We start from the raw sequence: 25,668 nt of genomic DNA, 5'->3' as shown, positions 1-25,668 counted from the left end.
TCTTCTATTGAGCAACAACAACCATAGCAGGTCTAATTGTTCGATCTTTATATTTATATCCTTTTTGTAAAACTTGGGTAACGTGATCTTTTTGATCATCATTTTCGGCTGCAACAGTTTGAACAGCTTGATGTAATGTCGGATCAAATTTCTCACCTTCGGCCTCAATTTCTTCAATACCATGATCTTTTAGGCTCTTAATAAGCAAATCAAGGGTCATTTGAACACCCTTCTTAAGTTGCTTAGCAGCCTCATCATCAGCATCTACATTTAAGGCACGTTCCAAGTTATCAATAGCCGGCAAAATATCTTTTGCCAAGTTTTGTGATTCATATTTAATTAACTGAGCACGTTCTTTTGAGTAGCGAGCTTGCATATTTTGAATTTCGGCTTCACTACGTAAATATTTATCTTCTAAATACTTATTTTTATCTTCGAGATCAGCAATTTGAGCTTTCAAATCTGGCTCCTTTTTTTCAGGAGCCTCTTTTTCAGCCGGCTTTTTAGCTTCTTTCTTTACTTCAGTTTCTTTATCTTCTGAAGTTTTCTTTTTTTCTTTTAATTCCTCTTCACTAGGAAATTCTTCTTTACTCACGGCTAACCTCCTCTATTGAAATCTACCATAGTAATCGAGCAATTTCTTGGCTAGCTCGTTTCTGAAATAATCCATTAACCCAATCATTTGTGAATACGGCATGTTGGTTGGACCAAGTAAAGCAATCGTACCTTTTCCATGATCACCAACATTATATTCTGCAGTTAATAAGCTGTAGTTCTTAAGTAAATCATTTGGCATTTCTGAACCCAAACGAACTTGAATTGGAAATTCATCTCCATCTGATCCACACGACATTAAGTTGGAAACCCAACTATCTTGTCCCATTAGCTCATATAACGAACGAATATCCCTCACATTTTCACCAGTTGTATTATTTAACAAATTTAATTGTCCATCAACATACATCTGTTCACTTGCAGCATTTTTAACAACATCCTGCAATAAATCAATCAGTTCGGTTGCATGTCCAGAAACCAAATGCTTAGATGTAAGACTTTCAAGTAAAGCTGGGGTAATTTCTTTCAAGGTCCTACCCACTAAGTTGTCATTAATTAGACGAACAGCCTTTTCGATTTCTTCACCATGAATATGGTGAGGAAGCGCATATACTTGATTTTGAACATTTCCATCACTAGTAACTAAAATTGCCATTACCTGTCTGCTAGACAAAGGTACAATTCTAAAACCTGTTACGGTCACACCGTGGTTCTCAGGTCCTTCAGCAAATGCAGTGTAATTAGTCAAATCTGACAAAATTTTTGCTGCTTCCTGAACAATTTCATTAACTTGATGGAAAGGTCGATCTAATTGATAAACAATCTTATCATAAACTGATTTTGGTAATTCAAGCGGTTCAACTAAATGATCAAGATAATAACGGTAGCCTTCGGTTGAAGGAACACGTCCACTTGAAGAATGGGTCTTTTCAATCAATCCATTATCTTCAAGAGTAGCCATCTCATTTCTAATTGTGGCGCTTGAAACCTTAATTGGTAGTTGATTCATTACAGTCTTAGAACCAACAGGTTCCTGATTCTGCGTAAAATCCTTAATAATTGTTTTTAATATAAGTTCTTGACGTTCGGTCAACATAAATATCGCCCTCACTTTTAGCACTCAAACTTATCAGGTGCTAACAATTATTATTATACTAAAAACTAGCAGAAAAGCAACCCGAGTGCTAAATATTTTTGATTTTTTTCAAATGAACTTGCTGACTTGCAACTTGATCAATAAAGTATTTGTCATGCTCTACTAAGATCATTGCCGGTTGATTTTCCTTAATTAGTTTAATTAACTGATCTTGATTAAAGACATCTAAATAGTTAGCCGGTTCATCCCAAAGATAGAGATCTGCTTTTTCAACTAATGACTTAGCAATGGCTACTCTCTTTTGTTGACCCATACTCATTTCTTCGATCTTAGTATTAAAGCTAGATCTCGGAAATCCCATTTTCTTTAGGCTATTAAGTAATTCTTCGTAAGAGATTTTTTGATTTTCAGAAAATTCTTTTAATGTTCCAGTATATTCAGTGAAATCCTGTGGTAAGTATGAAATTTTCAAACCATTAGTTAATTGAATCTTACCAGTATAACTTGCATTCGTTGACTTATTCATAATCACTTTAAGTAAAGTTGACTTTCCACTACCGTTCTTCCCTTCTAGGGCAATCACTCCACGATTTTTAACAAGCAAGTTAAGATTAGAGAATAACGTTTTATCATCAACTGACAAATGCAAGTCCTTAATTTCGAGTAAAGTTTGATGGTAATTTTCTTGGAAATTAATATTTAACTCCGGTACATCCTCGATATTAGTCATTAAACCTTGTTTTGCTTTGATCTTCTTATCCATTCTTTGCTCCAAGTTTTTGGACTTTTGCATCATTTTTGCTGCTTTATGACCCAAAAATCCTTTATCCAAGTTGGAATGAATTTCGTTTTTATGAGTTTTTGCATTCTTCTTACTTTCCGCTTTTTCAGAATATCCCCTCACTCTTTGACGACTGGTATTCAAAGAAGTAATTTCACTCTTTAATTTATTATTCTTAGCAGCACTAAATTCATCACGCTTATTTTTGGTATCTTCATAACTAGCATAGTTACCTTGATACAAATGAATTTCGCCATTTTCAATTGCGAGAATATGATCAGCAACACGATTTAGGAAATCGCGATCGTGACTAACGACAATATAGCCCTTATTATGATTTTTCAAATAGTTAGCTATCTGTTTACGACTAGCCTCATCTAAGTGATTAGTTGGCTCATCAATTAAAGGAAAATTGTCTTGATCAACAAAAGACAAAGCCAAAAGTACTTTCGTCTGTTCACCACCACTAAGCGTATTAAAAGGTTGCCAAAGCAACTCAGGATCTGTTGCCATTAAATTCAATTCTCGCTCAAGCTCCCATTGCTCAAAGTTGGCCTTTTCTTGCAATTCATACAAAGTTATATTATCAGGATTATCAATTTCAATTGGAAAGTAAGAAAATGTTAACTTGGTTTCAATTTTTCCAGTGCCAGATAATTTCGCCCTTAATAAGTTTAAGAAGGTAGTCTTACCACGACCATTTCTACCAACTAAACCTAACTTCCAACTACTATCTAAGTTAAGATTTAAATTATCAAAAATTTTATCACTACTGTCTTCGTATCCAAAAGATAAGTTTTTGATTCTAATATTACTCATGGAATCACCTCACAAAAAAGAGTCTACACTTTGAACAAGCATAGACTCCTTCTAATGAAGTTAAAAAGCGCCTATATTTAATCTTGCCAAAGCGCATAGTCTCTCCGTCATAAAACAACAACTTATTTGACTATGTTCATTTTGCAAAATTAAATACGCAACGGCGCTCCCTCTTTCTTATTTTTTATATTAGTAACTAGAGATTATCATGATTAAAATTATTTTTCAACATGCTGTTTGAAATATTCTTTGATTTTAATCCGATCTTTTTCAAGTTGATCCTTTAAAGCATCCAGACTATCGAATTTGATTTCACCGCGAGTGTATTTATACCATTTAATTTCAATTGGTTGACCATAAATATTTTTATCAAAATCAAAGATATTTGATTCGATATAAATCTTTCTTTCAGTGTTAATGGTAATGTTATATCCAACACTTGTCATTGATTCATACCATTTATCGCCAACTTTTGTCTTAGTAGCATAAACTCCAATTTTTGGAATGGCCTTCTTGCCCTCCCATTCTAAATTGGCAGTTGGAAACCCTAGCTTATGACCATTACGCTTACCATGTCCTACAATACCACTCATTACATAGTGAGTGCCTAATAGATCATAAGCCAAATTCATTTTACCTTCAGTAATTGCTTTTCTAATTTCGGTTGAACCAATTTTCTTTCCTTCAAATGTTTGCTTTGGAACTTTAATTATATTAAATCTTTCCTTTGCAAATTCTGGCAAATGATCCATATTTGCTTGGTCCTTTTGACCATATGTATAATCAAAACCAGCAACTACAGTCGCAGCATGTAATTTTATGATCACATTATCAACAAAATCATCACCAGATATTTTACTAAAGCTATCAGTAAACTTTAAAACAGCAAGATAGTCGACACCTAACTTAGACATTTTTTGCACTTTTTCATCTAAACTATCAATATAGATAAAATCATGATTTTTAGCATAAACTTCACTCGGATGTTTATCAAAAGTAAGTACCATCAATGGTAAGCCTTTCTTCTCCGCTTCTTTTTTAGCAACAGAAATAAGATGTTGATGACCTAAGTGAACTCCATCAAAGAAGCCTAAGGCCAAAACAACTTTTCCATCGGTGATTTTATTTTCAACTGGATAAGTTAAATGTATTACTTGCACAATAAAAACCTTCATTTCACCTATTCATTTGCTAACAACATAAGATCTGGTCGATAGCCATGATTAGTTTTTTTGTAAATTGCTTTAACCTTATCATTGTATCGTAAAGCAACTTTTTTTGCATCCGTTTTCAGATTTATTCCAGCACCATTTTGAACTCTTGCCCATTGATTATTATTTAAATCAATTTGTTCATAGTCTTTAAAAAAGTTTTCAATTGGTTGGATCAAAGACTGAACTTGGTCTGGATTTTCTTCTATCACACTTAATTTTACCGCTTGACTGATATCAAAGCCAGAACTTGCAATTCTTCTCAAATTAGTCATCACAGCCGGAGTATTTAGATTTTTTCCAAGATCATTTACAAGCGATCTAACATAAGTACCCTTGCTACATTCAATTTCAAAATCGAAACTTTCTTGTTTTGCTTCAGCGTTATAAATAGGTGAATTCATTAATTGATACTCAAAAATTTCTACTTGTCTTTTTGGACGTTCGACTTCAATTCCTTCACGTGCATACTCATAAAGTTTCTTACCATTGACTTTAACAGCTGAATAAATTGGTGGCACTTGTTCTATTTTCCCTAAAAACTTATCCATACCTTCTTGAATATCATCCGCTGAAATTTCCCTTTCAACATCTTTTTCATCCAATACTTTTCCGTCTGTATCGTAAGAATCAGTCGCATACCCAAAAAGTCCAGTTCCTTGATACTTCTTAGGTCTTTCATGCATTTGTTCAATCAACTTAGTAGCCTGCCCGATTGCGATCGGCAAAACCCCTGTTACCTCAGGATCTAATGTCCCTGCATGGCCAATTTTTCTAATATGCAGAGCTTTACGTAAATGGTAAACAACATCCGCACTTGTCATACCCTTGTCTTTATCAATTACAATAATTCCGTTTAGCATTTTAAATCCCATCCAATAAAAAAAGGCGCACTGACGGCGCCTCCTTTATAAATTAGTTATTTCGTTCTGCATCTTGTTTTTTCAATTCTGCAATTAAACGATCTATCTTACTACCGTACTTAACTGAATTATCACGCTTAAAAATTAGTTCCGGTACTTTATAAACAGTTAACACCTGACCAAGTAAATGACGGATCATTCCCTTAGCCTTTTCAAAACCAGCCGCTACTTCTTTTTCATCTTCAGCATTTTCACTCAAAATACTGTAATAAATAGTAGCATACGATAAATCGTTAGTACATTCAACAGCAGTGATTGTTACATCGCTTAATCGCGGATCATGAATATCCTTACGCAAAATTTTAGCTGTTTCGCGGAGGATTTCTCCTTCAACACGACCTACTCTGTGTTTCATATTGTCCTCCTAAATTAAAAGCCATTTTACTGAGGTTTAACTTCTTGCATTTCGTATGCTTCGAATTCGTCACCAACTTTAATATCGTTGTAACCTTCAATTGTTAAACCACAGTCATTACCTTGTTTAACTTCCTTAGCATCATCTTTGAAACGCTTAAGTGAAGCTACTTCACCATCATATTTTACAATACCATCACGAATAACTCTAATCTTAGAATTATTTCTTACATAACCCTTATCAACAAAGGCTCCGGCAATAGTACCAACTTTAGAAACCTTCCAGGTTTCACGAACAGTTAAATTACCTACAACCTTTTCTTCATAAGTTGGTTCAAGCATACCCTTCATAGCTGAAGTTACATCATCGATAGCCTTGTAAATGATACTGTAAAGACGAATATCTACACCATCTGTTTCTGCTTGAGATCTAGCAGTAGCGGTTGGACGAACGTTGAAACCAATAATGAAGGCATTTGAAGCACCAGCCAAAGTAACATCAGAGTCATTAATGGCACCAACACCTGAGTGGATAATATTTACCCGAACACCTTCTACGTCAATCTTTTCAAGTGATTGTTGTAAAGCTTCAACAGAACCTTGTACATCGGCCTTCAGTACAATATCAACAGCCTTCATATTTTCCTTCTTCATTGTATCGAAGAGGTTATCAAGAGTTACGTGGGTTACATTTTCACGTGCTCTTTGTAATGCTTGTTGAGCTCTTTCTTCACCGACTGCACGAGCGGTCTTTTCATCATCGAATTCAACCAATTTATCAGCTGATTCAGGAACATCGTTCAAACCTGTAATTTCAACTGGCATTGATGGAGTTGCCTTCTTAATTTGACGACCACGGTCGTTGGTCATAGTACGAACACGACCAAATGTGTTACCAACAACAATTGGATCACCAATGTTTAAAGTACCTTGTTGAACAAGTAAGTCGGCTACAGGACCGCGACCACGTGACAATCTTGCTTCAATAACAGTACCAACTGACTTTTGATTTGGATCAGCTGTCAATTCGAGCACATCGGATTGAAGTAAAATCATTTGAAGCAATTCATCAACATTTTCACCAGTCTTAGCTGAAATGTTAACAAAGATTGTGTCACCACCGTAATCTTCTGGAATCAAGTTATACTTCATAAGTTGTTCAGTAACGTGTTGTGGATTTGCACCAGGTACGTCCATCTTGTTAACTGCAACAATAATTGGAACATTAGCACTCTTTGCGTGATCAATAGCTTCAACAGTCTGTGGCATAACACCATCATCAGCTGCAACAACCAAAACAACGATATCAGTGATTTCAGCACCACGTGCACGCATGTTTGAGAATGCTGCGTGTCCTGGAGTATCCAAGAAGGTAATCAAACGATCGTCAACACGAACTTGGTAAGCACCAATCTTTTGAGTAATACCACCAGCTTCATTTGCAGAAACATGAGTATGACGCAAACGGTCAAGTAAAGTTGTCTTACCATGATCAACGTGTCCCATGATAGTTACAACAGGTGGACGCTTAACTTGATCCTTAGAATTCTTGGCAGCTTCCATTTGATCAGCATAAAGCTTATCAAGGTCAGAAATATCTTCGTGAACTTTCTTTTCAGCTTCAATACCATATTCGGCAGCAAGAAGTTCAATTGTATCAGAATCCAATGATTGGTTCTGGTTAGTCATAATACCAAGCATGAATAACTTTTTAACAATTTCAGCAGGTTCTCTGTGAAGAATCTTACCTAGGTCTTGAGCATTCATACCTTCGTCATAAACTAATACTTTTGGTAATGGACGTTCCTTACGAGCTGTTGGTTGTTTCTTTGGTTGCTCTTGTTGACGTCTCTTATTCTTACGCTTCTTACGTTCTTGACGATCAGAATGTTCATTATGACTATTAGAGAATTGATTCTTTCCCTTACGGCCTGGCTTACCAGTATTACGGCCATGACCATTACCGCGTCTTTCATCTTTCTTAGGAGCTGGGGCATCTGCTAAATCAACTCTAGGTATACTTGGCTTAGAGTTATTTCGGCGTCGTGAATTATCAGCTCTCTTATTATCATCAGACTTGTTTTCTTTCTTAAAGCGAGCTGGTGAAGGCTTCAATATCTTAGGACCAATTGTTTTCTTGGTTTCAGTCTTTGCACTTGGAGCTTCTTGATTTTTATTTGTTTCTTTGGTATTTGGTTTAGTATCTTTTTTCGGATTCTTCAATTGTTCGTGATATTCTTTTTTAGTTTTCTTAATTTCTTCATCTAAGGTACTTACTTCAGCACGTTGCTTTTTCTTAAATTGTTCAAGCAAATTACGTGCAGCAGGCTTAGATTGACTACCATCATGTTGACCACTTTGTTTATTATTGTCGCTTTTACGACGCTTATTTTGATTATTATTGTTCTTATTATTGCGTCGTGAATTAGACTTTTTATTATCTGACCTCTTCTCATTCTTTCGAATTGAGGAAACAGAAATTTTAATCTTACTTGTAGATTTTTCTTGTTTTTTAGTGGGAGCGGAATTTTGGAAACTATCCTTCAATTGCTTCACTTGCGAATCTTCTAATGATGACATATGATTCTTAGCATCAAAGCCTAAGTCCTTTGCTTTTTGAACAACAACTTTATTATCGATGCCTAATTCTTTTGCGACTTCGTAAATTCTTTCTTTAGCCATCCAATCACACTCCTTCATTAATCTTATTAGCTAGTGACTTATAGAAACCTTGATCCGTTAAGCCAAGAACTTTTCTTTTTTTGCCAATCGCATGAATTAATTCATCACTTGAGAAGTTATTAATAATCTCTACATTGGCTTTTTTAGCAGCTCTTTCGACTTTTTCAGATGTATGTTCATGAATGTCACTTGCTAAAATAACAGCTTTTACTTGTCCTTTACTAAGAGCCGCAATGACCGTTTCTGTACCTGAAATCAACTTTCCAGCACGCATTGCAAGTCCTAATAAATTTAACGCTCTTTGATTATTTTCCAAATTTATTTGTCACCAAACAATTCTTTCCTAGCTTTTTGATGATCGACATATGAATAAAGTTCTTCATAGAATTCATCAGGAACCTTATTTCCTAAACTTCTATCTAAAACTTTTTTCTCTTTAGCTTCTTCGATTTTGCTTGGATCTAAAGAAACGTATGCGCCTCTTCCTGGCTTTTTACCAGTTGGGTCTACGGAAATATTCTTTTCTTTATCGATTACCACGCGAACCAATTCCTTCTTTGGTTGCATTGTGTTAGTCAATAAGTCTTTCCGCATTGGAATTTTTCTTTTTTTCAAAAGATCACCAATCCTTACTCTTCAGAATCATTATCTTCAGAATTCTCTATAGTATCTTCTACTACTTCTGAATTCTCAACATTTTCATCTTTTACTTCTTCGTTTGAATCAGTTATTTCTTCACCTGATTCTGCTGGAGTTTCATCTGCTGCATCTGAATTGTTATCTTCTTCAACAAATTCAACTTCAGATTCTGGACGAATATCAATCTTGTAGCCAGTTAAACGAGCAGCAAGTCTTACGTTTTGACCTTTTTTACCGATTGCTAATGAAAGTTGGTAGTCAGGAACGATTACCAATGCGCTCTTTTCTTCTCCATCTTCACCGAATTGAACAGCGATAACTTCTGCTGGGTTCAATGCGTTAGCAATAAAGTCTGAAGGATCTTCTTCATATTTTACAATATCAATATTTTCGCCACTTAATTCGTTTACCACATTTTGAACGCGAGCACCATGTTGACCAACACAAGTACCAACAGGATCAATATTAGGATCATTCGACTTAACAGCGATCTTAGTTCTATCGCCAGCTTCACGAGCAACTGAGACAATTTCAACAGTTCCATCATAAATTTCTGGAACTTCTTGTTCAAATAATCTCTTAACCATATCTGGAGCTGTTCTTGAAACAACGATTTGTGCACTCTTGGTATCAGAACCAACACGAGTTACAAGCACACGAATTTGATCTTGTGGGTTGTAGACTTCATTAGGCATTTGATCACGATGAGGCATAACTGCTTCAACATTACCAATTTTCACGTAAACAAAACGGTTATCTTGACGTTCAACAGTACCAGTAATTAATTCATCTTCGTATTGTGAGTATTCACTAACAATTTGATTTCTTTCAGCTTCACGTAGACGTTGCATTACAACTTGTTTAGCAGTTTGGGCAGCAATTCTACCGAAGTTCTTTGGTGTAACCTCGAAACGAATTTCATCACCAACTTCATATGCTCTATTAATTGTTAAAGCATCTTTCAAACTAACTTCTAAACGGTCGTCTTGAACTTCATCAACAACTGTCTTAACAGCAATAACTTTAAAATTACCCTTTCTTGGGTCAAATTCTACTTCAACGTTTGCTGCTTGATTATAATTCTTTTTGTATGCAGCTACTAAAGCGGCCTTAATTGCATCAACAATGACTTCTTGGTCAATGCCTTTCTTTTCTTCAAGAGTGGCAAACGCTTCTAGCATTTCTTTAGACATAAGTTTTAATCAACCTTTCTAAAATTCAATTGCAAAACGAGCATTTGCAATTAACTTACGAGGAATAGTTAACGTCTTTCGTCTGGTCTTTATCTTGACCTCGAGTTCTACTTCTTCATCGTCATATGATAAAAGCGCTCCTTCAAAAATCTTTTTGCCTTCTATCTTTTGATAAAGACCAACATGAATATAATCATTTAATGCCTTTTCCCAGTCTTTTTCATTTTTAAGTGGGCGTTCGGCACCTGGTGATGACAATTCAAGCACATATGGATCAGGTAAAGGATCAGGCTCCAAGTTATCAAGCATTTCAGATATTTCTTCACTTAAAAGTGCGATTTCATCAATGTCAATACCGCCAGGTTGATCCTTATCAACGTAAATCCGAAGATAATTTTGATCCTTTTCTTTTACATATTCAATATCTACAAATTCATCGCCTCTTGCAGCAATGATTGGTTCAATTTCTGAACGAACTAGCTCTGTAACTTTAGACAAAAATTTTCCTCCGTAATAAAAAGAGTGAGCATCTCTGCTCACTCGAATTACCTATTCGAACTTCAACAATTAGTATACCATGTCAAAAAAATATTTCAAATTGTTACAATTAGAATAATGATAACTGATTTTGATCTGGCATTCCTTCCAATACTCCATTATTTTCAAAGTATTCCATAATTGTTTGAGAAACCTTTCCTCTCTTAGCAAGATCCTCTTTTGAAAGAAACTTTTGCTCAGCTCTGGCAGCAACAATCTGCTTAGCAGCGTTATCGCCTAATCCTGGAACTGCATTAAATGGAGCGAGAATAGTGTGCTTATCGATAATCTTGAAATTAGTTGCTTCCGATTCATCAACATCGACCATCTTAATCTTAATGCCTCTTTCAAGACATTCATTAGCAATTTCAAGTACAGTCAATAAACTCTTATCTTTGGCTGATGCATCATTTCCTTTATCTTGAATCTTCTTCATTGCCGCCTTGACGGTATTTTTACCATGGCTCATTGCAACAAGATCAAATAAATCAGCACGAACTGAAAAGTATGCAGTGTAATAAATTTCTGGATAGTAAACCTTAAACCATGCAATTCTCAGAGCCATCAAAATATATGCAGTCGCATGAGCACGAGGGAACATGTACTTAATCTTCAAGCATGAAGGAATATACCAGTCCGGAATATTCTTATTAGCTTGAAGAACTTTCATATTTTCATCACTGATACCCTTACCCTTTCTTACTGTTTCCATTGTTGAAAAGGCAACTTCTGGTTTAACACCCCAGTGAATCAAGTCAGTCATGATGTTATCACGACAACCAATAACATCCTTCAACTTACAAATTCCCTTGTTAATCAATTCTTCTGCATTGCCAAGCCATACATCTGTACCGTGAGATAAACCAGAAATTTGAAGTAATTCAGAGAAAGTAGTTGGTTTAGTTTCTTCCAGCATTCCTCTTACAAACTTCGTACCAAATTCTGGAACTCCTAAAGTACCAGTTTGAGATTGAATTTGTTCAGGCGTTACCCCTAAAATTTCAGGACTTGAAAATAGTGACATAACTCCTGGATCGGCTGGTGGAATTGTTAATGGATCAACCCCTGACAAATCCTGCAGCATTCTGATCATGGTTGGATCATCGTGTCCAAGGATATCGAACTTCAGAATATTATCGTGGATCGAGTGGAAATCAAAGTGAGTTGTAAGCCATGCAGCATTAACATCATCAGCTGGATATTGTACTGGAGTAAAATCGTAAATATCCATATCATTTGGTACCACAACGATACCAGCCGGGTGTTGACCCGTGGTTCTCTTTACCCCAGAAACACCAGCAGCTAAACGATCTAGTTCAGCATTTCTCAATTGAAGATCACGTTCTTCATCAAAGTGCTTTGCATATCCATATGCGGTCTTATCCGCCACAGTCGCAATAGTACCAGCTCGATATGAATTATCTGGTCCAAACATAACACGAATAAAGTTATGCGCTACTGGTTGATAGTCACCTGAGAAATTCAAATCAATATCGGGAACCTTATCACCATGAAATCCTAAGAAAGTCGCAAACGGAATATCTTGTCCATCTTTAACAAGTGGTGTACCACATTTAGGACATTCTTTATCAGGTAAGTCATAACCAGAACTATATTCACCATTTTCAAAAAAGTGTGAATATTTACAATTTGGGCAGCGATAATGGGGCACCAATGGATTAACTTCTGTAATTCCTGACATTGTCGCAACAAAACTTGAACCAACTGATCCACGCGAACCAACTAAATATCCATCCTTATTAGATTTGGCCACTAAACGTTGAGAAATTAAGTAAATAACTGCATATCCGTTTGAAATAATCGAATTTAATTCCAATTCAATTCGATCCTTTACTAGTTTTGGTAGCGGATTTCCATATAACTCATAAGCCTTGTTATAAGTTAAGTCTCGCATTTCCTGATCAGCATTATCAATATGAGGTGGATACAAGCCATCTTTAATCGGCGCAATTTCTTCAATGGAATCTGCAATCATATTAGTATTGTCGATAACAATTTCCTTTGCAGCATCCTCACCTAAAAACTTAAATGCATCAAGCATTTCTTGAGTGGTGTAGAATGGTAACTCAGGTTGCGGCTTGTTTCTATTAGGATTACTTCTTTGAGCAGAAATAAGAATGGTACGATAAATCTCTTCAACTGGATCCACATAGTGTGCATCACTAGTTGCAACAACAGGAATATTTAATTCCTTTCCTAATTTATAAATATTAGTTAAAATTTCTTCAAGTTCTGCTTCATCTGATATTAAACCATCATCAATTAAACGCTCATATGCTTTGGGTGGTTGTATCTCTAAAAAGTCATAAAATTTTGCTTTCTTACGAGCTTCATCATAACCTTTTTGCATCATCGAAATGAAGACATCACCTTGAGCACAACCAGATCCATAAAGTAAATTATCATGTAACTTTCTTAAATCTGATTTTGGTGTTCTCGCAACTCGGTAGAAATCCTTAGTACTTGCAATTGAAACTAGCTTATACATATTCTTCAAACCAGCTTGATTCTTTGCCAAGATTGTCATATGCATTGGACGAGCTCTCTTATATACTTGTCCAAATTTCGCATAATCATTCATTTTACCTAAATTATCTTGATTAAATCGCTCATTAAATGCGTCAAGCAATTTAAACATTAAGTAACCTGTTGCTTCCGCATCTTGATTGGCCCGGTGATGGTGCTCTAACACAACATCATATTTTTTAGCCAGTGAGTCTAAGGTATGTCTTGATTGTTCAGGGTGCAATAAACGTGATACTTCCAAAGTATCAACAACCGGTTGTGAAATTTCTTCAAGGCCTGATCTACGGAGTGCTGCGTTAACAAATCCAACATCGAATTGTACATTATGACCACATAAGGGACGATCACCATAAAATTCTTTAAATTGTCTGATAACTACATCTTCATCATCAGCCTTACTTACATCTTCATCAGTAATCGAAGTAAGGTTAATAGTTTGCTCACTTAATGGATGATGAGGGTTGATGAACTTATCAAATCTTTCAATAACCTCACCATTCTTCATCTTTACCGCTCCGATTTCAATAATCGTATCATAAACAGAAGAAAGTCCGGTTGTTTCCACGTCAAAGATAACAAATTCACGGTCCTTATAAGTCATATCTGCAGGATTTAATACAAGTAAGGCATGATCATCAATCATATTGGCTTCAACACCATATAAAACCTTTAATCCGGCGCCTTTTCCTGCACTGTATGCTTCTGGGAAGGCCTGAACATCACCATGATCAGTAATTGCTATAGCCGTCTGACCAAACTTTTTAGCCGCCTGAATATATTCAGTTGCAGTACTTGTAGCATCAAGTTGACTCATGTTGGTGTGTAAGTGAAGTTCTACGCGCTTTTTATCACCTTCATACGCTTCGGTACGACCAACATGTTCAACTGTTTCAAAATTATAAATATTGAATACAACATCATGTTCCCATTGATCATCTGCAGCAGTACCTTGCATCTTGGCCCAAGTTCCTGGTTTAAGTGCAGATAAACTCTCAATTTCATCTTTTTGAGAAACAAATTTTTTGAACATGATTGAATCTGTATAGTCGGTAATTTCACCTGTGAAAATAACTGATCCAGACTTCAATTCACGCGATTCAACATTAAAGATATTACCTTCAATTACTACATTTCTACTGCCATCTTCAACCTCATGAATCTTTGTAATTGGAGCATTCTTATCAATTTCTTTGTTGCCGTAGCTTCTACGTCTAGTTGGATTTTGTTTAGGTTGCGGTTTTGGTTTTTCAGGAGTCGCCTCATATGCTTCCTGCATACTCTTTTCATGTTCCTCTTGAAGTTGTTGCAAACTCTCTAAATCATTTTGGGAACTTGTCTGATTCATTTCAGTTATGAATTTCAAATTGAAGAAACCGTAATTTCTTAATTCTTCTGCCAACTTGTCTAAAGCTTCTTGCTCAATCAAACCATCAATCACGGAATTATCAACTGGAATAACCCATTTTCCATCTGTCTTCTTTGGCTTTTGTCTTGCAAGAAATTCCCTAGCTACGGGTTGTAAAACTTGAGAATTTTGAACGGCGAATCCCCAGTAATCTAACAAATTCTTGTCAGATCCATCTTTGGTTTTAACAAATAATTCAACATTCACAAAGTCTTTAAAGTTTTCAATTACTGCTTTATTTAAAGCATTATAAGTCTCAAAATTTAAAGGCGTATCAAAAAGAACGTGGATATCCCACTTATGTTCTTTAGCGTATACATCCACGTTCTCAATTTCTCCAGCTTGAAGATTTACATTGTCTTCAAAGCTATCAGGAAATTTGATTTGCTTTAAAAGTTTTAAGAATAAATCGTTTTTATTTGTCACGAAAAATTATCCTAACTCTTTATTTAAAATTTCTTCTAATTGATCAACAGAAACTTCAGTTGATTTTTCATCAGTTGGGCGCTTAACTTCAACAATACCTTCATTAGCTTTACGTCCAATAGTAATTCTAATTGGAGCACCAACTAAATCTGCATCGTTAAATTTAACACCTGGACGTTCTTTACGATCGTCGTATAATACATCATACTTAGCAGACAATTCTTTTTCAAGCTTTTCTGCTAAAGTAGTTTGATCTTCATCATTCATCTTCATTTGAATAAGGTGAATTGTAAATGGTGCAACTTCTTTAGGCCATGCAATACCGCCTTTTTCATTAAGGTGTTGTTCAACAATTGCTGAAAGCATTCTAGTAACACCGATTCCGTATGAACCCATAATAACTGGCTTTGCTTTACCGTTATTATCTAAGAAATCTGCACCCATATTAGTAGTGTAGTAAGTTCCTAACTTAAAGATGTGTCCAACTTCAATTGAAGTAGTGAACTTAAGAGGTTGATGATCAACAGGATCTGGTTCACCTTCATTAGCAGTTCTAATGTCAGCAAATTCATCGACTTTAAAATCACGATCAAGGTTAGCATTTTCAAATTGGTAATCTGTTTCGTTAGCACCAACAACAACATTGTAAAGGCCCTTAACAGTTTCATCAGCGATGATCTTATCGGCCCAATCTGCATTAATTGGACCAACACCACCTTTTTCACTGCCAGTAATTTCCTTTAAATCAGTTACATTTGCTTCACGTAAATTATCAGCATCAATAACGTGGCCTAATTTTACTTCGTTAATTTGCTTATCACCACGAATTAAAACAAGGATCTTTTTGTCATCGTCAGCAATAAATAAAATACTCTTGACAATGCGAGTAGCTGGAACATTTAAGAACTTAGAAAGCTTATCAATAGAATCACAATCTGGAGTTGCTACCTTGTTTAATTCTTTTGCATCTTCTGGTTCTTGCTTGAAAGTATCAATACTTACAGCCATTTCAAGGTTAGCTGCGTAAGTACCGTTTTCGTTAGTTGCAATAGTATCTTCACCAATTGCAGCTGGAGCTTGAAATTCAGTTGAGTTCTTACCACCCATTGTTCCTGAGTCAGCAATAACTGGATGGACCTTAACACCAGCACGCTTGAAGATCTTAATAAATGCACCCTTTTGATCTTCAAATTGTTCATCTAATTGTTCACGGGTTGCGGCGAAACTATAAGCATCGAGCATTACGAATTCACGACCACGAAGAAGACCAAAACGAGGACGGTTTTCATCACGGAACTTAGTTTGGATTTGGTACAAAGCAAGTGGCATTTGCTTGTAACTCTTCAAGTTCTTAGCAATAATTTCAGTGAATGTTTCTTCGTGAGTTGGTCCAAGCAAACTTTCACGACCATGGCGATCCTTTAACTTAAACATTTCCTCGCCATACTTTTCATATCTACCAGATTCTTGCCACAAAGTTGCTGGTAAAAGGTGAGGCATCATCATTTCTGGAACATTAATATTTTCCATTTCTTCTTCAATAATGTTTTCAGCCTTACGTAATACTCGATATCCTAATGGCAAGTATGCATAAACACCTGCTGTAACTTGACGAATATATCCACCTCTAAGCATCAACTTGTGACTTTCAGCTACCGCATCAGATGGAGCTTCCTTCAAAGTTGGCATAAAGAATTTTGATTGACGCATTCTTATCTCTCCAATAATTTAATTTAAATACTATTTAATGAAGTAACGATAAATATCATTACCCGTAACTGCAATAATTAAGATCAATAGTAAACCAAAGCCGATTAACTCAACAATTGCTTCATGATCTTCAGAAATCGGCTTGCCACGAACAAGCTCAATTAAGTTTAGCAGAAGTTTTCCACCATCAAGACCTGGAATTGGAATCAAGTTAACAATTCCTAGATTAATAGAAATCATTGCAAGGAAAGCCAAAATATAGCTGAATCCCATTTGTGAAACTTGAGCTGTTTGAGAATAAATACCAACAGGTCCTGACAACTTATTCAAACTAAAGTGTCTAAATAGATTTCCTACTGCTGAGAAAATCATTCCAGTTGTAGATACAGCCGTATCCCAACCACGCCTTAACTTGACCATTGCATTTTCATCAGATTTTGCCTGAATTCCAACTTGGTAAACCTTTTGGTTTTGAACAGATTTTTCTTCTGGTTTAACTTTTACAGAATCAATTTTACCATTCTTGTCAACTTTCATGTTTAAAGTTTTTCCATTACTTTCATTTATTGCAGTAGAAATATCTTCAAACGTTGACATCTTTTTACCATTAATTGAAACTATCTTATCCCCTGCTTCAATTTTGGCACTCTGGGCCGGTGAATTATTTACCACTTTTTGGATGGTAGTTGTACCAGGGCCCGGAACGGTAAATGTCCAAATAAGAAAAACCACAAAACCTAAAACAATATTCATAAATGGTCCAGCAAAGTTAGTTGCTAACTTTTGCCATACATTAGCCTGTTGGAATTGAGTATCTCTTGGTGCAATTATTAATTCTGTTTTATTTTTATCAATAATAGTAGCATCGTGATTTACATGATAAGTTATTTCCTTATCTTCGTCGCCATTCTCGTATCCAGTAATCGTTAATTCATCAACCAAATCCGATTTAATTACTTGAACCGGAATGCCTTCAATCGGCAAATCTGATTCAGAAGCATCAATTCTAATAACTTCTTTTTTATCATTTAGTTGAACAACTACCGTCATTCCTGGATCAAGTTTACTTTCATCATCAGATCCTGCAAGTCTTACATAACCACCAAGTGGCAACCATCTAATAGTATATGTTGTTGGATTTCTTCTGATTTGAAAGAGTTTTGGCCCCATTCCAATTGAAAATTCACGGACCAAGATGCCAGATTTCTTAGCAACGATAAAATGCCCGAATTCATGAACGAATACGAGCAATCCAAATACTACTAAAAAGATTAGTATACCTTTCAAAAGCTATCTCCTAATGTACAATACCTAAAACGGCAGCCATAACAGGTAAAACAAATAGCATACTATCGAATCTATCTAGAATACCACCATGTCCTGGTAATATCTTTCCGGAATCTTTCACACCGTAAAAACGTTTAAATGCTGATTCTACTAGATCACCCATTTGACCAATAATTGATAATACAAAGGTTAATCCGAGCATGAAAATTTGTGATTGATTGAAGTATTTAGCAAATACAGCTACGTAAATTGCTGAAAGAATCAAAGCACAGATTACAGCTCCAATTGAGCCTTCCCAAGTTTTGTTTGGACTAATAACTGGCCATAACTTGTGTTTACCAATCTTTCGACCAATCATGTATGCACCAATATCAGTTGACCATACCACTACAAAAACATAGCACAGTAATACCAAACCATTAGCATTATTTCTAATAGCCGCCATGTAATGGAATCCGGTACCAATATATAATGCTGCTATTGTATAAACACCCACATCATCAAATGTTGTCTTATTCTTTGAAAGAACGGTCCATGTCAACATTAACATGATTAAGGCATAAAAAATGCCATACTTTGACCAGTTGAATGGCATTCCCTTTAAAAATGCATCGGGAACTGTCCAAACTAATGTGGCAAGTAGCGCCAACAAGAAGTCAATTGATACAAGAATTTGTTTTTTCATCAAAAAGATTTCGCTTATTCCAACTACTGCAAAAGCAATGGTCAACCAATCCATCCATAGTCCACCTAAAAGAACAATTGGAATAAATAAAATTAATGCGATAATCGCAGTTATTACACGTTGTTTCATTTTTCTCTATCTTAACTATCTGATTCATTAACTTTACCAAATCGTCGATTTCGAGTTTGGTAATTTTCTACAAATTGGTTTAAATCATCTTCTGTAAAATCTGGCCAAGCCTTTTCACTAAAAGCTAATTCCGAATATGCAATCTGCCATAGTAAAAAGTTGGAAATTCTTTGTTCACCTGATGTACGAATTAATAAATCTGGATCTTGATATTCACCAAATTTAGCAGTCATCAAATGGTTTGAAATTGTATTTTCAGTAATTTGATCAATCTCAAGTTTTCCTTCTTTTACCAATTTGGAAATTTCTTGAGCAGCTGAGACAATTTCTTTTCTTGAGCCATAATTAAAGGCAAAGTTTAGAACTAAACCCGTATTTTGGGCGGTTTCAGACATTGCCTTTTTGACAACATCATATGTTGCTTTTGGTAAATGATCCAAATAGCCCATGATGTTAACTTTAACGTTGTTTTTCATCAAAGTTGGCATAAACTTGTCAAAAAACTTAACTGGAAGATTCATCAAATATGCAACCTCTTCCTTAGGTCTTGCCCAATTTTCTGTAGAAAATGCATATAGAGTCAACACCTTAATGCCAAGTTTATCAGCAGCAAGAGTAATTCTCTCCACATTATTCATGCCTTCTTTATGACCAAATACTCTTGGCTTATGTCTTTTCCTGGCCCAACGGCCATTTCCATCCATGATAATAGCGAGATGATTTAATTGATTTTTCTCTTTACCCATTATTAACCTTGAGTAATTTCTTTACGTTTATCCTCTGCAAGTTTATCAACTTCTTTAGTTGCATCATCAGTAACTTTTTGAACTTGCTTTTCTAAATTACGTTGTTCATCTTCAGTGATTTCGTCATCTTTTTGTTGACGCTTAAGTGAATTCATTGCATCACGACGAACATTTCTGATAGCAATTTTAGCTTCTTCAGCTTCTTTACCAACTTGCTTAGCAATTTCTTCTCTTCTTTCACCAGTAAGTTGAGGAATTACTAAACGGATCACCTTACCATCATTTGCTGGTGTCAAGCCAAGATCTGATGCTAGAAGAGCATGTTCAATGTCATCTACACTGTTTGCATCATATGGTGTAATCAAAAGAACACGTGGTTCTGGAATGGTCACACTAGACATTTGAGTCAATGGTGTTGGAGCACCATAGTAGTCTACCTTTACATTTTCAAGAAGGGCTGCATTTGCAACACCTGCTCTAATATTTCCTAAGTTTTTTTGGAAAACCTTAATAGATTTATCCATATTTTCCTTTGCTTTTGTAATTACTTCATTATTCATTATTTTTTACCGCCTTCGATAACAGTTCCGATATTTTCTCCCATAACAACCTTCTTAATGTTACCTTCAGTATTAACATTAAAGACAATTAATGGGATTTCAGTATCCATTGATAATGAACTTGCAGTTCTATCCATAACTTTCAAGTTCTTTGAAATGACATCTAATTGAGTCAATTCAGTATATTTAGTTGCTGATGGATCAAGTTTAGGATCAGCTGAGTAAACCCCGTCAACACCATTCTTAGCCATCAAGATGACATCTGCATTAATTTCTGCAGCACGAAGTGCTGCTGTAGTATCAGTTGAGAAGTATGGGTTACCAGTACCACCACCGAAAATTACAACACGACCTTTTTCGAGGTGACGAATCGCCTTACGACGAATGTATGGTTCTGCAACTTGTCTCATTTCAATTGAAGTTTGAACTCTAGTTGGTACACCTAAATGTTCCAAACCATCTTGAAGTGCCAAACCATTCATGATTGTAGCGAGCATACCCATGTAATCGGCTTGTGCGCGTTCCATGCCGAGCTTTTCACCAGTTTCACCACGCCACATGTTTCCCCCGCCACATACGATTCCGATTTCTACACCCAAATCATGAACTGATTTAATTTCTTTAGCTAAGTGGGCAATGACAGTTGGGTTAATGCCTGTACCTTCATCACCTGCTAAAGCCTCACCAGATATTTTAAGAATGATGCGTTTATATTTAACTTGACTCATAGTAACCTCCTATAATAGCTTTAATTATTCTACCATATATGAAGCGCGTTTGTTGAGTATCTAATGATTCATTATTAAATTTTTAGATAAAAAAAAGAGGACCCAAGTCCTCTTTCATTTTTAGAAATTAATTCTTCATTTGTTCAGCAACTTCAGCAGCAAAGTCTTCTTGCTTCTTTTCGATACCTTCACCAACTTCATAACGAGTAAATGAAATTAATTTAGCACCGTTTTCCTTCAAGAATTCGCCAACAGTCTTGCTGTCATCCATGATGTAGTCTTGTGATAAAACAGCGAATTGCTTATCAACTTGAGTGTTATCATCGATGAAACGTTGCATCTTACCCGGAATAATCTTATCCCAGATCTTTTCTGGCTTACCTTCTTCTTTAAGTTCAGCCTTGATGTCTTCTTCAGCCTTAGCTAAAACTTCATCAGTCAATTGCTTACGTGAACCATAAACAAGGTGTGGTAATGGCTTCTTGTTAACCAATTCACGACTTTCGTTATCTTGATCGATCTTGTGGTTCATTAAAGCCAATTGTTCAGAAATGAATTCGTCATCTAATTCATCTGGTGAAATAACCTTAGGACCCATAGCTGCGATGTGCATTGCTAAGTGCTTAGCAGTTGCTGCATCAGCACCTTCAAGTACAGTAACAACACCGATTTGACCACCATTGTGTTGGTAAGCACCAAATTCTTGGTCATCAGTCTTTTCTTCAATAGCAAAACGACGTAAAACAATCTTTTCACCAATTGTTGCAGTTGCATCAACAAAAGCTTGGTCTAAAGTCTTGCCATCGTCCATCTTAACTTCTGCAGCAGCTGTAAGATCTGCAGGCTTGTTTTCAGCGATTACTTTTGTTGCATCCTTAACCAAGTTAACAAACTTATCATTTGAAGCAACGAAGTCAGTTTCTGAGTTAACTTCAGTTAAAGCAGCAGTGTTACCAGCAACGTAAACACCAGTCAAACCTTCGGCAGCAATACGGTCAGCTTTCTTTTCAGCCTTAGCCATACCCTTTTCACGAAGGAATTCAACTGCTTTGTCCATGTCACCGTCAACTTCTACCAATGCCTTCTTAGCGTCCATAACGCCGGCACCAGTAAGTTCACGTAATTCTTTAACTTGCTTAGCACTAATTGCCATAATTTGTAGTCCTCCTATATTTTAGAACTTATATAGTAAAAACTAGTTTTAATCTAATTCTTCAGCGCTAACGATTTCTTCCTTACCATCAGCGTCTTCTGCAAAGTCAACTTCCAAAGTTTCGTTTGCATCGTCTTGACCTTGTTGACCTTCGATGATGGCATCTGCCATAGCACCTGCGATTAAACGAATAGCACGGATTGCGTCATCGTTTGAAGGAATAATTACATCAACAGGATCTGGATCAGTGTTAGTGTCAACCATAGCAACAACTGGGATACCCAAGATATTTGCTTCGTGAACAGCGATCTTTTCCTTCTTAGGATCTACAACGAACAATACATCAGGAATTCTTGGCATATCTTCGATACCACCTAAGAATCTTTCAAGTTTGTCCATTTCCTTAGTTAAAAGTGCAACTTCCTTCTTTGGAAGTACATCGAAAGTGCCATCTTGTGACATTTCCTTTAATTGCTTTAATCTCTTAACACGGCTTTGGATAGTTACCCAGTTAGTCAAAGTACCACCTAACCAACGTTGGTTAACGAAGTATTGACCTGCACGAGTAGCTTCTTCAGCGATTGAGTCTTGTGCTTGCTTCTTAGTACCTACAAATAAGAAAACGCCGCCTTGTTGAGCAACAGCCTTCATAAAGTTGTAGGCATCATCTAACATCTTGATAGTCTTTTGTAAATCAATGATGTAGATACCGTTTCTTTGAGTAAAAATGTAAGGAGCCATCTTTGGGTTCCAACGACGAGTTTGGTGACCAAAGTGGACACCTGCTTCAAGCAATTGCTTCATACTAACAACTGTCATAATAAAATTTCCTCCTATGGTTTTAAATCCTCTCAAGCGTTCAACTCGATATCTAAGCCACTACCCAGGCACCAATGATATCGATCGCTCTTGATGTGTTTTATGCGCCACTTAGCGCACTTAACCATGATACAAAAAAGTCAAGCTAAATGCAAGACTAAAATTTTACATTATGTTCACGCAAAAACTTTTCTTTCCAAGCTCTAGTATGATGTTTGAACCAGTATTCACGTTTCAGTGCTAAACGTTTATCGTCAAACTGTTCATGATAGATCATCTTAACAGGTCGACGCGTCTTCGTATATTTAGCACCTTTTCCTTCATTATGCATTTTTAGGCGATGACCAAGATCATTAGTAAAACCACCGTAAAAACTGCCATCGTTACACTTTAAGACATAAAAGAAAAATTTTCCGGCATTTTCATGCTTTTCACGGTCCTCATCAGTTTCACGAATAATCTTTTGAATATCTGGCAAGAATTCACCATTTTCATCATGAACTTCAACAGGATCTTTTAAAACTGTTCCATCAAAAGCTGTGTGCTTCACGGCTTCAACAATAATTAAATTACTGTCTTCTCCGCGATGAGAAACAAACGGCTGAACTAGTTTTACGCTCATATCATGTTTCATACAATAATAGCAAATCTCACCAAGTCGCTCAGGTCGATGGACCATAAACATCTTGCCCTTCATCTTAAGCAAGCCACTTGCTACTTCAATAATTTGTTCTAGATTAATTAACAGTTCATGACGAGCAATTGCCTTTTTCCGATCGGGATTAACTTCATGACCTTCTGGAGCCTTGAAATATGGTGGATTAACCGTGACTATATCATATGAATCTTTACGCAAAAACTTTGGAGCATTCAGAACATTATCTTGATGCACATTAATTCGGTTTTCCATATTATTCAATTCAACCGAACGAACTGCTTGAGAGTATGCTTCTTCTTGAATCTCTACTGCATCGTATTTAGCCCGATTAAAGTAAGCCATGTACATAGTCGCAGCACAGTTGCCAGAACACAGATCGGCTACTTTATACCTATCATATATATTTTCTTTTGCCCAATAAGCTAATAATAGAGTATCCAGTGAAAAACTAAATGCTGTCTTATCTTGAACAATTCGCAGATTGTCGCTGTACATATAGTCGATGCGTTCATTTTCACCAAGTTTTACCATAAAATATTTATCCTCTCGCTTTACTTTGCTATAATATCTTACAACAAATTAGGAGGAAAAAGATGTTTTATAAATTTATGCGGGTTATTGTCCGTTTTCTCGTTTGGCTATTGAATGGCAATATGCATATTCATCATAAAGAAAGAATTCCTAAAGGAAACTATATCTTAGTTGCACCTCATAGAACTTGGTGGGAACCTGTTCTTTTCGCCTTAGCAGCAAGTCCAATGGAATTCATGTTCATGGCTAAAATTGAATTATTTAAAAATCCATTCTTGAGATTTATTTTAAATCATTCACATGCTTTTCCTGTCGATCGTAAACACCCAGGTCCATCAGTCTTAAAAACACCAGTTAAAGGGTTAAAAAAAGGCGAGTTATCACTAATCGTTTTCCCTTCTGGAACTCGTCATTCTAGTGAACTAAAGGCCGGTGTACTTGTAATCGCTAAAATGTCACAAAAACCAATGGTTCCTGTAGTATATCAAGGACCTCTTACTTTTAAAGGCGTGCTTAAGCGCGAACCGATCGATATCTGTTTCGGTGATCCGATTTCTGTAGACCGCAAAACTAAGATGACAAAAGAAAATGAAACCAAATTATATGGCGAGCTTGAAGAAGCTTGGGATAAGTTAGATAAGGAACAAAATCCCGACTTCCACTATGTTGCTAAATAAAAGCTATTGAGCTAATGCTCAGTAGCTTTTTTCTATTTACGAATAAAAACTTACGATTTAAAATATGAAGTATACTTCATGAAGTTAACTTCAGTTTTTTTGAAATGGAGTTGATGTTTATTAATAATTTAGTTAAAGAGTATCGCAAGAAAAATAAACTCACCCAACGTGAACTTGCTGAAAAAGCTCATGTGTCTGAGCGCACGATTATCTCACTTGAAAAAGGAAAATATAAACCTTCGATCGTTTTAGCATATAAACTTGCGCAAGAATTTGATACAAGTATCGAAGAGCTATTTTGTTTAAAGGAGTACGTTGAAAATGAAGAATGAAAAAAAGCGAAGATTAAAATACACTCTTGCCACTATCCTTACATTCTTAATGACACTCATTTGGGTAGTGTTCCTCATTCTAGATATAACAAACGTACACAATGGTAATCCAATACAAGATATAATTTATGTTATTGTTTTACTAGTTGTGACCATGTTGGAATATTTTAGATTGCGTGATATTGGAACCCCTGATGATGAAGATGAACGAGATAATTATATTGATCAGAGAGTCAATGCTAAGATGTACAAAATTTCTCAGTGGATCATCTTGGGACTTGCGGCAGTATTAATGTGCTTTGCCGGATTCTTATATAAACAGCCTGGTAATCATGACTTTGCCTTTGCAGTTGGATTAATTGCTGTGACTTTAGGAATGCTATGGAATGTTTTCCTACTTATTGAAATAATTATTAGCGTGATTGTTGAGCATAAAAGTTAATATACGACATATAAAAAGCAAGGTTGATGACAATTTCAACCCT

At 35.9% G+C, this 25,668-nt stretch carries 24 protein-coding genes; 3 read left to right on the top strand and 21 right to left on the bottom strand.

Annotation, left to right across the window (positions count from 1 at the left end):
* Positions 1-4: 4 nt before the first annotated feature.
* The 21 genes from grpE to NFR82_RS00485 form a co-directional block, all read right to left on the bottom strand.
* A complete protein-coding gene (grpE, locus tag NFR82_RS00585) occupies positions 5-595 on the bottom strand; it encodes a nucleotide exchange factor GrpE (RefSeq protein WP_251716202.1) in 591 nt (196 codons plus the stop codon).
* A gap of 12 nt (positions 596-607) precedes the next feature.
* Complete coding sequence (hrcA, locus tag NFR82_RS00580; protein WP_251716201.1) at positions 608-1,651, bottom strand: heat-inducible transcriptional repressor HrcA; 1,044 nt, start codon at positions 1,649-1,651, stop codon at positions 608-610.
* Positions 1,652-1,739: 88 nt separating this feature from the next.
* Complete coding sequence (abc-f, locus tag NFR82_RS00575; protein ID WP_251716200.1) at positions 1,740-3,251, bottom strand: ribosomal protection-like ABC-F family protein; 1,512 nt, start codon at positions 3,249-3,251, stop codon at positions 1,740-1,742.
* Positions 3,252-3,469: 218 nt separating this feature from the next.
* Entirely contained in the window at positions 3,470-4,426 is a 957-nt protein-coding gene (gene ribF / locus NFR82_RS00570) for a riboflavin biosynthesis protein RibF (RefSeq protein WP_251716199.1), read from the bottom strand.
* Between the two features lie 5 nt (positions 4,427-4,431).
* Positions 4,432-5,325, bottom strand: a complete 894-nt coding sequence (gene truB / locus NFR82_RS00565; RefSeq protein ID WP_251716198.1) for a tRNA pseudouridine(55) synthase TruB — start codon at positions 5,323-5,325, stop codon at positions 4,432-4,434.
* A 52-nt stretch (positions 5,326-5,377) separates the two neighbouring features.
* Positions 5,378-5,740 carry a ribosome-binding factor A gene (locus NFR82_RS00560; RefSeq protein WP_251716197.1) on the bottom strand — a complete coding sequence of 121 codons (363 nt, stop codon included), beginning with the start codon at positions 5,738-5,740 and terminating at the stop codon, positions 5,378-5,380.
* A 26-nt stretch (positions 5,741-5,766) separates the two neighbouring features.
* Complete coding sequence (gene infB / locus NFR82_RS00555) at positions 5,767-8,421, bottom strand: translation initiation factor IF-2 (protein WP_251716196.1); 2,655 nt, start codon at positions 8,419-8,421, stop codon at positions 5,767-5,769.
* A gap of 4 nt (positions 8,422-8,425) precedes the next feature.
* Positions 8,426-8,737, bottom strand: coding sequence for a L7Ae/L30e/S12e/Gadd45 family ribosomal protein (locus NFR82_RS00550; RefSeq protein WP_251716195.1), 312 nt, complete (start codon positions 8,735-8,737; stop codon positions 8,426-8,428).
* A 2-nt stretch (positions 8,738-8,739) separates the two neighbouring features.
* A complete protein-coding gene (gene rnpM, locus NFR82_RS00545) occupies positions 8,740-9,036 on the bottom strand; it encodes an RNase P modulator RnpM (protein WP_251716194.1) in 297 nt (98 codons plus the stop codon).
* A gap of 14 nt (positions 9,037-9,050) precedes the next feature.
* Positions 9,051-10,253: a transcription termination factor NusA gene (gene nusA / locus NFR82_RS00540; RefSeq protein WP_251716193.1), complete on the bottom strand. Its 1,203-nt coding sequence runs from the start codon at positions 10,251-10,253 to the stop codon at positions 9,051-9,053.
* 18 nt (positions 10,254-10,271) lie between these two features.
* Complete coding sequence (gene rimP, locus NFR82_RS00535; RefSeq protein WP_251716192.1) at positions 10,272-10,751, bottom strand: ribosome maturation factor RimP; 480 nt, start codon at positions 10,749-10,751, stop codon at positions 10,272-10,274.
* A gap of 109 nt (positions 10,752-10,860) precedes the next feature.
* Positions 10,861-15,168, bottom strand: a complete 4,308-nt coding sequence (locus NFR82_RS00530; protein WP_251716191.1) for a PolC-type DNA polymerase III — start codon at positions 15,166-15,168, stop codon at positions 10,861-10,863.
* Between the two features lie 6 nt (positions 15,169-15,174).
* Positions 15,175-16,878, bottom strand: a complete 1,704-nt coding sequence (locus NFR82_RS00525; protein WP_251716190.1) for a proline--tRNA ligase — start codon at positions 16,876-16,878, stop codon at positions 15,175-15,177.
* 30 nt (positions 16,879-16,908) lie between these two features.
* Positions 16,909-18,165 carry an RIP metalloprotease RseP gene (rseP, locus tag NFR82_RS00520; RefSeq protein ID WP_251716189.1) on the bottom strand — a complete coding sequence of 419 codons (1,257 nt, stop codon included), beginning with the start codon at positions 18,163-18,165 and terminating at the stop codon, positions 16,909-16,911.
* A 10-nt stretch (positions 18,166-18,175) separates the two neighbouring features.
* Entirely contained in the window at positions 18,176-18,979 is an 804-nt protein-coding gene (locus NFR82_RS00515) for a phosphatidate cytidylyltransferase (RefSeq protein ID WP_251716188.1), read from the bottom strand.
* An 11-nt stretch (positions 18,980-18,990) separates the two neighbouring features.
* Positions 18,991-19,725, bottom strand: coding sequence for an isoprenyl transferase (locus NFR82_RS00510; protein ID WP_251716187.1), 735 nt, complete (start codon positions 19,723-19,725; stop codon positions 18,991-18,993).
* A gap of 2 nt (positions 19,726-19,727) precedes the next feature.
* Positions 19,728-20,285, bottom strand: coding sequence for a ribosome recycling factor (gene frr, locus NFR82_RS00505; RefSeq protein ID WP_251716186.1), 558 nt, complete (start codon positions 20,283-20,285; stop codon positions 19,728-19,730).
* Positions 20,285-21,013 carry a UMP kinase gene (gene pyrH, locus NFR82_RS00500; RefSeq protein WP_251716185.1) on the bottom strand — a complete coding sequence of 243 codons (729 nt, stop codon included), beginning with the start codon at positions 21,011-21,013 and terminating at the stop codon, positions 20,285-20,287. The genes frr and pyrH overlap by 1 nt, the downstream gene beginning before the upstream one ends.
* Positions 21,014-21,140: 127 nt before the next feature.
* Complete coding sequence (tsf, locus tag NFR82_RS00495; RefSeq protein ID WP_251716218.1) at positions 21,141-22,169, bottom strand: translation elongation factor Ts; 1,029 nt, start codon at positions 22,167-22,169, stop codon at positions 21,141-21,143.
* Between the two features lie 45 nt (positions 22,170-22,214).
* Positions 22,215-22,985: a 30S ribosomal protein S2 gene (gene rpsB / locus NFR82_RS00490; RefSeq protein ID WP_251716184.1), complete on the bottom strand. Its 771-nt coding sequence runs from the start codon at positions 22,983-22,985 to the stop codon at positions 22,215-22,217.
* Positions 22,986-23,142: 157 nt separating this feature from the next.
* On the bottom strand, positions 23,143-24,174 hold the full coding sequence (locus NFR82_RS00485) for a GIY-YIG nuclease family protein (protein WP_251716183.1): 1,032 nt from the start codon (positions 24,172-24,174) through the stop codon (positions 23,143-23,145).
* Positions 24,175-24,236: 62 nt separating this feature from the next.
* Here NFR82_RS00485 and NFR82_RS00480 point away from each other — a divergent pair, with 62 nt between their 5' ends.
* From NFR82_RS00480 to NFR82_RS00470, 3 genes are all read left to right on the top strand, one after another.
* A complete protein-coding gene (locus NFR82_RS00480) occupies positions 24,237-24,851 on the top strand; it encodes a lysophospholipid acyltransferase family protein (protein WP_251716182.1) in 615 nt (204 codons plus the stop codon).
* 119 nt (positions 24,852-24,970) lie between these two features.
* Positions 24,971-25,183 carry a helix-turn-helix transcriptional regulator gene (locus NFR82_RS00475; protein WP_251716217.1) on the top strand — a complete coding sequence of 71 codons (213 nt, stop codon included), beginning with the start codon at positions 24,971-24,973 and terminating at the stop codon, positions 25,181-25,183.
* Positions 25,173-25,625 carry a hypothetical protein gene (locus NFR82_RS00470; protein WP_251716181.1) on the top strand — a complete coding sequence of 151 codons (453 nt, stop codon included), beginning with the start codon at positions 25,173-25,175 and terminating at the stop codon, positions 25,623-25,625. Before NFR82_RS00475 ends, NFR82_RS00470 begins: the two co-directional genes overlap by 11 nt.
* Positions 25,626-25,668 lie beyond the last annotated feature (43 nt).

It is taken from the genome of Lactobacillus agrestimuris, from assembly GCF_943193025.1.
Classification (GTDB): domain Bacteria; phylum Bacillota; class Bacilli; order Lactobacillales; family Lactobacillaceae; genus Lactobacillus; species Lactobacillus agrestimuris.
The sequence above is the reverse complement of the archived record's forward strand: the minus strand, read 5'-3'. Positions and strand labels throughout refer to the sequence as shown.

Excerpts from the sequence above, each read along its gene's own strand:
- NFR82_RS00510 (WP_251716187.1), bottom strand. The coding sequence starts at position 19,725 with ATGGGTAAAGAGAAAAATCAATTAAATCATCTCGCTATTATCATGGAT.
- NFR82_RS00480 (WP_251716182.1), top strand. The coding sequence starts at position 24,237 with ATGTTTTATAAATTTATGCGGGTTATTGTCCGTTTTCTCGTTTGGCTA.
- NFR82_RS00525 (WP_251716190.1), bottom strand. The coding sequence starts at position 16,878 with ATGCGTCAATCAAAATTCTTTATGCCAACTTTGAAGGAAGCTCCATCT.
- rpsB (WP_251716184.1), bottom strand. The coding sequence starts at position 22,985 with ATGACAGTTGTTAGTATGAAGCAATTGCTTGAAGCAGGTGTCCACTTT.
- truB (WP_251716198.1), bottom strand. The coding sequence starts at position 5,325 with ATGCTAAACGGAATTATTGTAATTGATAAAGACAAGGGTATGACAAGT.
- ribF (WP_251716199.1), bottom strand. The coding sequence starts at position 4,426 with ATGAAGGTTTTTATTGTGCAAGTAATACATTTAACTTATCCAGTTGAA.
- NFR82_RS00560 (WP_251716197.1), bottom strand. The coding sequence starts at position 5,740 with ATGAAACACAGAGTAGGTCGTGTTGAAGGAGAAATCCTCCGCGAAACA.
- abc-f (WP_251716200.1), bottom strand. The coding sequence starts at position 3,251 with ATGAGTAATATTAGAATCAAAAACTTATCTTTTGGATACGAAGACAGT.
- NFR82_RS00470 (WP_251716181.1), top strand. The coding sequence starts at position 25,173 with ATGAAGAATGAAAAAAAGCGAAGATTAAAATACACTCTTGCCACTATC.
- frr (WP_251716186.1), bottom strand. The coding sequence starts at position 20,285 with ATGAATAATGAAGTAATTACAAAAGCAAAGGAAAATATGGATAAATCT.
- infB (WP_251716196.1), bottom strand. The coding sequence starts at position 8,421 with ATGGCTAAAGAAAGAATTTACGAAGTCGCAAAAGAATTAGGCATCGAT.
- NFR82_RS00485 (WP_251716183.1), bottom strand. The coding sequence starts at position 24,174 with ATGGTAAAACTTGGTGAAAATGAACGCATCGACTATATGTACAGCGAC.
- hrcA (WP_251716201.1), bottom strand. The coding sequence starts at position 1,651 with ATGTTGACCGAACGTCAAGAACTTATATTAAAAACAATTATTAAGGAT.
- nusA (WP_251716193.1), bottom strand. The coding sequence starts at position 10,253 with ATGTCTAAAGAAATGCTAGAAGCGTTTGCCACTCTTGAAGAAAAGAAA.
- NFR82_RS00515 (WP_251716188.1), bottom strand. The coding sequence starts at position 18,979 with ATGAAACAACGTGTAATAACTGCGATTATCGCATTAATTTTATTTATT.
- pyrH (WP_251716185.1), bottom strand. The coding sequence starts at position 21,013 with ATGAGTCAAGTTAAATATAAACGCATCATTCTTAAAATATCTGGTGAG.